Origin of the sequence: Butyrivibrio sp. (genome assembly GCF_015056685.1) — a bacterium.
Lineage (GTDB): Bacteria > Bacillota > Clostridia > Lachnospirales > Lachnospiraceae > Butyrivibrio.
In genome coordinates this window covers 1-6,346 of sequence record NZ_SVFW01000086.1, presented here as the reverse complement: position 1 = coordinate 6,346, position 6,346 = coordinate 1, and the positions used below count along the sequence as shown (strand labels likewise).

Sequence of the window (6,346 nt, the reverse complement as noted above, 5' to 3'; positions counted from 1 at the left end):
TTGTTCATCAGCATTTAGTATTTTGAACTTTATACTCCCGCCTATCACTGATGGGCTCAAATCTGTGGGAAGCAATAGTTATTTTGAACCAAGAGAGATGATGCTGATATGTATGCACTTGGCGGTTTATTGTTTACTAATTATGATAGTAAAGATAAAAATGTTAGAAAAGAAAAAGTTCAGATATTAATATATAGATGAGGAAACACCATGGAATATAACGTAAACATTAACGGAATAGATGTTGATGCTGCATACAGCGATGAGACGATAGAAGAGATAGTAAAGCCGCTTTTAAAGCATATGGCTGACCTGCATGATTCAGAAAAAAGACGCATCCTTGTGATGCTTGCTGCGCCTCCGGGGGCAGGAAAGAGCACATTCGTGAGCTTTTTGGAACACATGGCAAAAGAAATCATCCCAACCAAAAAGGTACAGGCAGTGGGAATGGATGGATTCCATAGAAGGCAGGAGTATTTAACTTCCCATACAACTAAAGTTGATGGAAAAGAAATCCCTATGGTTGACATAAAAGGAGCACCAATAACCTTCGATCTTGAAGCGCTGAAAAACAAAATCATAGAATTAAAAGAAAATGCTGTATGCAAGTGGCCTGAGTACAACAGAATGCTTCACAATCCTGTCGAGGATGCAATTGCCGTAGACGCTGATATTGTCTTACTTGAAGGCAATTATCTGCTTCTGGATCAGGATGGCTGGCGTGACATTTCTGAGTATGCGGACTATACTATTTCAATGACAGCAGAACCCCAGATGTTTCGCAAAAGGCTGATCGACAGAAAAACAGCCAGCGGCAATACAAGAGAGAAAGCTGAAAAGTTTGTGGATTTTAGCGATATGGCAAATGTGAAGATCTGCCTCGAACACAGTAAGAAAGCAGATATGGAGCTCAAAATAGATGAGGACGGAAATCTACATAGACAGGACAGTAATTGAACCAGACAGACGTAGCCCCATATTGAAAGAGAAATTGGAGATGATATTCAATGGCCAAAGATGATAAGACAAACGTAATGAGAGTTCTTGATGGGAAAAAGATATCCTATAAAAGTCACATGTACGAGCCTGATGCAAGGCTTAGCGGAGAAGAAATAGCCGGGATACTTGGAGAAGACGCTGATAAGGTTTTTAAAACCCTTGTAACCCAGGGAAAAACAGGTCAGTACTATGTTTTTGTTATTCCGGTAAAAGAGGAGCTTGACCTTAAAAAAGCTGCGAAAGCAGTATCAGAGAAGTCAGTTTCCATGATACCTCAAAAAGAACTGCTCCCACTTACAGGATATGTTCATGGTGGATGCTCACCTATAGGTATGAAAAAGTCCTTCTCTACAGTCATCCACGAGAGCGCATCAAACTATGAGGAAATATTCTTTTCAGCCGGAAAAGTGGGCTACCAGGTGGAAGTTGCGGTAAAAGATATTGAGAAGGTTGTAAGATACACCTTTGCTGATGTATGTACGGAATAAGCGGGATAAAGCTATGGTAAAAATAGATCTGATAACCGGATTTCTTGGATCGGGTAAAACAACATTCATAAGAGAATACGCAAAATACCTTATGTCAAAGGGCGAAAAAATCTGCATAATTGAGAATGATTATGGTGCAGTAAACATTGACATGGTTCTTCTTCAGGATCTTTTAGGGGATAATTGTAACCTTGAGATGATTGTTGGAGGTGACGGAAAAGAAGCTCACAGAAGGCGTTTTAGGACCAAACTCATTTCCATGGGAATGAGCGGATACGACAGAGTGATCATTGAGCCATCGGGGATTTATGATGCTGATGAGTTTTTTGATGTGCTCTATGATGAGCCTCTGGATAGATGGTATGAGATTGGAAGTGTCATATCAATCGTTGACGCCGAATCAGTACTGCTTCTTGAAGGAACATCAAAGTACCTGTTTATGTCAGAAATAGCATGGGCCGGAAAGCTCCTTATCAGCAAGGTGGATGAAACCACAGATGTCGATCAGATACATGCTTTTATAAATGCAACAATGGAAGAATATGGTTGTAGTGCCAGATTTCAGTTAAAAGACATTTATTCAAAATCCTTTGATAGTTTATCACCGGATGAATTTGACTCCATTGAAAATGCCGGATATCGCCGCTCCTCATATGCAAAGATGCAAATAGACGATTCTCAATACCAGCCACTGTTTTATTTTGATGTTGAGATGGACGAGACACTTTTAAAAGAGACAGCAAAAAAACTCCTTGCAGATGAGAGAGCAGGAAAAGTTATAAGAATAAAAGGCTTTGTTAAAACATCTGACTCCACACAGGTTGAAATAAATGCAACACAAAAAGATATAAAGATAGAGCCGGTTACCAGCAGCAGAAATGCCATTATTATAATCGGAGAGCATCTCGACAAAGTCTATATAAATGACATATGGAGAGACTACTGCTCTGTTGTTTCTTTGTAATGGATAATAGGTGAATCAAAAATGAAAGAATATACCTCCTGCACACTTTGTCCCAGAAACTGCCGGGTAGACAGAACAAGTACCCAAGGCTTTTGCAGGGAAAAAGCTACGCTTCACGTGAGTCGCGCCGCCCTTCATATGTGGGAAGAACCATGCATATCAGGCACAAATGGTTCGGGGACAGTTTTCTTTTCAGGCTGCAATATGGGCTGTGTATTTTGCCAGAACAAAAAGATCAGTCGCGGAGAAGTAGGAAAATTCATTTCTCCACAAAGGCTTGTGGATATCTTCTTTGAATTACAGGAAAAAGGTGCAAATAACATCAACCTTGTAACTGCTGATATGTTCATCCCCACAGTGAAAAGAGCTATCGAATGTGCCAAAGACCAAAGACTTAAAATCCCGTTTTTGCTAAATACAGCATCATACATAAATGTTGAGACTTTAAAGAGCTTAGAAGGTCTCATAGATATTTATCTTCCGGATTTTAAGTACATCAAAAATGAAGATGCAATAAGGTACAGCAGGGCTCCGGGCTATGTAGAGGCAGCCAAGGCAGCAATCCATGAGATGGTAAGGCAGCAGCCAGGGTGCCTGTTCTGGGACGATGAACAAGGCCAGCACCTGATGAAGAAAGGCGTTATCGTAAGGCATCTTTTGATGCCAGGCAAAGTCATCCAGGCCAAGATGATAATCAAATATCTCTATGAAAGATATGGAGATAGTATATACATTAGTCTTATGAATCAGTTTACGCCAAATGGGGAATTACAGGATTATCCTGAGATAGACAGGAAAGTCAGTGGAAGTGAATACCATAGCCTCATAAAGTATGCAGAAAACATGGGGCTTACCAATGGCTTTATCCAGGTTGGAGAGACTGCAAGCGAAAGTTTTATACCAAATTTTAACTGCGAAGGGGTATGACCCTCCGCAGTTTTTATTGCTCCTGATTTACAGCCTTGCATGAATACCAAGCTGCTCGTGCATGATCTTCTTATTCTCATACATTCTTTGATCAGCCAAAAGATATACTTCGTGAGGGTTGTTTTCTTCAAACTCATGAAGAAATGCAAATCCGGTCGCAACACTTCTCTTGTATTCAGAATAGAGTGCGTTCATAACGTTCAGAGCACTGATCATTCTGTCGATCATAGAAGGAATATCTTTAGTAGAAGAGTTCTTAATAATAGCAATAAATTCATCGCCGCCAATTCTGGCACAGAAGTCATTTTCGCCAAAAGTAGTAGAAATGACCTTTGCAAAATCTTTGATGTATTTGTCACCGGTTGGATGACCGAATTTATCGTTTACAAGCTTTAGACCATTAAGATCAATACTGATGATGCAGTAGTCGTTGGTCTCATTTTTCAATTCTTCAAGCTCTTTATCCGCCTTGGCTCTGTTAGGAAGATTGGTCAGACCATCGGCATAGGCAAGGTGTGACAAAGAGTCATGCTCCTGACGCTGGGCATAGTTCCAGGTGATAAATACAAGGTAATTTGCCAGCATCGAAATCACGAGGATAAGGTAACCAAAGCATATGATGGTGCGATTAAGCACATGCAAGCTTCTGATGTTGTAGATCTCGCCCAGATATGACAGGAAATGGATAAAAAGAGTAATAGCGAAACCAGTAATACCATTCATCTGTATCATTCCAGACTTGGAAATATCATGTTTTTTGAGGTTTTTATTAAGAAACCATATAGTCACTACCAAACCGAATATTGCGTCGACATAATAAAATGGCCTTGTTGTGCGCAGATGAATGTTGAAAGCGTAGTGCAGCAAATACTGAAGGGCAGGAATAAGGCAGCTTATGATGACTATAGCATAAAACATTGCTTTTCGCGTTATTTTCTGTATAGAAAGCTGTATCAGGTAAAAATACGGAACTATCATATATAGCGTGAAAAATTCAATCTGCGTTTCCAATGGAGTGTTGTAAAAGAGTGAAAACAGATTGTAATAGCTCAAAAGCCAGGCGCCGAGATTCATACATAGTAATGATTCCAGAATCTGGGCCCTGCTGTTTGGAATAGCGGCAGAGAAAATAAGTGACATGAACAGGTAAGTCACGCCGAAAATCTCCATGAATACAGCTGTTGCAATAACAACAATGTTGTCATGGATCAGTTTTGCCTTTAAATCTTCATTACTTCCAAATAGCGGGCTTTCGTAATTTGTGGCTGCTCTGTGTTCACATACAGTCAGCTTCAGAGTCAGCTCTTTTCCCTGATACTCTCTTGGAAGTGTGATGAAATTGTAGTGCTTACCGATAAAAGAAACTGAGTCATACAGGTCAACCGCATATTCATAGACCAGCAGGTCGTCCACATAACATTCAACTGTTGTGTATTTGCTGCGCCACATAATAGCTGGGAATGGAAGATAACCTAAATCCGGAAGAGTAGTCTTGAAAGTTAGCTTATCACCTCGCTCCAAAGGAGCTGATAACAGTTTGTATAATTCAATGATCTTCTGATCTTCATATGTTGTGTTGTTGATACTAATTTCCCATCCATCTGCGAGAAATGCCATTTCATTTTTGGGAGAAAATGAAAAGAAAATGTGGCATACGATCTCGATTGCAATAAGGACTGAAAACGCGAATAAAAGAGGAATCAAATGTTGTTTATACTTCATTTGAGCTACCTCCCTTCTGCGAGAAAGTTTTTAGGAGATCATCATAGAGTCTTCCAAGGGACTGATTGTGATGCTGTTTTTTCATTGAGTACATTTTTGTGTCCGCCAAAAGATAAACATCCTGAGCCGTAGCACCTGCTTTAAAAGCAAGCTCTTTATTTGTGGCATAGCCCCAGGAAGCGGAGTAGCGGATATGTTCTTCTTTGCTTGTTCTGTAGCACATTAAATCCACCATGCACTTGATGGCACGCTCGCAGCGCTCTTCATCAATGTATGGTAAAACAACTATAAATTCATCTCCGCCCATTCTTCCAATAAGGAGAGCTTCTGTGAAACTCTCTTTCAAAATACCGGCAAAGCCCTTGAGAAGATGGTCACCTTCTGCGTGTCCGTAATTGTCGTTTGTGTATTTTAAATAATCTAGATCAAGACTTATGATCGTGTAGTCATCGCCTAGTTTTGCCAGAGTAAGGTCGCATCTCGCCCTGTTTGCAATACCTGTCAGCGCGTCGGTATATGCAATGCCTTCAAGCTTTTCTTTTACACTTGATTCACTGAGGTACTCGATTCGATGACAAAAGTAATTCAGAAAAAGACATATCATAAACAAAAGTGCACCTACAGTAGTGAAATTAATAGATGCCATTTGCTCGCCTTCTGCAGAGTACTTAAGCAGGTTAAAACCAATAATATCTACCTGCGCGCAGATCATAAACAGTAAAAGACCTGTTACAAGGAAGATAGTGGAGAGGGTAACTCCACGGAACTCGGATTTTTCTTTGAGACGCTTATGCAAAGATATACTAAGGGTTATTACCAGATAAACACCCTGAATAATGACAGTAACATGGAATAACACAACAAAATTACAGATATGAGCGATGTTGAACACATGCATCATTGTAACCGTGAGAACGAACAGAAGGCTTCCCATAAATCCGTAAGTCACAATTTTCTTATTTCGGTCTTTTCCATTAAAGAGAACAAAACCGATAATACTGGGCGGAATCATGAAAAGAGAAAAATATTCCAGGAAGGTATAAAGAGACGGATTATCAGAAACAATCCAGAACAAGTCATTGAAACAAAAGATATATATTCCCATGGCAAGGGAAATTGTGGCACTAAAAAGGATGCTTGTATCTTTGCTTGAAGATAAAAGCATGAATGGAGAAATGATCAGTAAGATAAATCCGAACATCATAAGGAAGATACCAACAACAACAGATAAGCGTTTGGGCTCTAG

7 protein-coding genes are annotated in these 6,346 nt (G+C 39.9%); 5 read left to right on the top strand and 2 right to left on the bottom strand.

Annotated features, from left to right (window positions below):
• From E7303_RS17765 to E7303_RS17745, 5 genes are all read left to right on the top strand, one after another.
• The coding region (locus tag E7303_RS17765) for a hypothetical protein (RefSeq protein WP_292146799.1) at positions 1-190 on the top strand (190 nt) is incomplete at its 5' end.
• 20 nt (positions 191-210) lie between these two features.
• A complete protein-coding gene (locus E7303_RS17760; RefSeq protein ID WP_292146798.1) occupies positions 211-957 on the top strand; it encodes a nucleoside/nucleotide kinase family protein in 747 nt (248 codons plus the stop codon).
• Between the two features lie 50 nt (positions 958-1,007).
• Positions 1,008-1,487: a Cys-tRNA(Pro) deacylase gene (ybaK, locus tag E7303_RS17755; protein ID WP_292146797.1), complete on the top strand. Its 480-nt coding sequence runs from the start codon at positions 1,008-1,010 to the stop codon at positions 1,485-1,487.
• Between the two features lie 13 nt (positions 1,488-1,500).
• Entirely contained in the window at positions 1,501-2,451 is a 951-nt protein-coding gene (locus tag E7303_RS17750) for a GTP-binding protein (RefSeq protein ID WP_292146796.1), read from the top strand.
• Between the two features lie 21 nt (positions 2,452-2,472).
• Positions 2,473-3,378, top strand: a complete 906-nt coding sequence (locus tag E7303_RS17745) for a radical SAM protein (RefSeq protein WP_292146795.1) — start codon at positions 2,473-2,475, stop codon at positions 3,376-3,378.
• Positions 3,379-3,405: 27 nt separating this feature from the next.
• On the opposite strand, the gene E7303_RS17740 is transcribed toward E7303_RS17745, so the two are convergent.
• On the bottom strand, positions 3,406-5,100 hold the full coding sequence (locus E7303_RS17740; protein ID WP_292146794.1) for a GGDEF domain-containing protein: 1,695 nt from the start codon (positions 5,098-5,100) through the stop codon (positions 3,406-3,408).
• Positions 5,090-6,346: GGDEF domain-containing protein (locus E7303_RS17735; protein ID WP_292146793.1), on the bottom strand; the 1,257-nt coding region annotated here is incomplete at its 5' end. The genes E7303_RS17735 and E7303_RS17740, both read right to left, overlap by 11 nt.

Bases quoted from the DNA above. Each gene is read 5' to 3' on its own strand.
- ybaK (WP_292146797.1), top strand. From the start codon at position 1,008: ATGGCCAAAGATGATAAGACAAACGTAATGAGAGTTCTTGATGGGAAA.
- E7303_RS17740 (WP_292146794.1), bottom strand. From the start codon at position 5,100: ATGAAGTATAAACAACATTTGATTCCTCTTTTATTCGCGTTTTCAGTC.
- E7303_RS17745 (WP_292146795.1), top strand. From the start codon at position 2,473: ATGAAAGAATATACCTCCTGCACACTTTGTCCCAGAAACTGCCGGGTA.
- E7303_RS17750 (WP_292146796.1), top strand. From the start codon at position 1,501: ATGGTAAAAATAGATCTGATAACCGGATTTCTTGGATCGGGTAAAACA.
- E7303_RS17760 (WP_292146798.1), top strand. From the start codon at position 211: ATGGAATATAACGTAAACATTAACGGAATAGATGTTGATGCTGCATAC.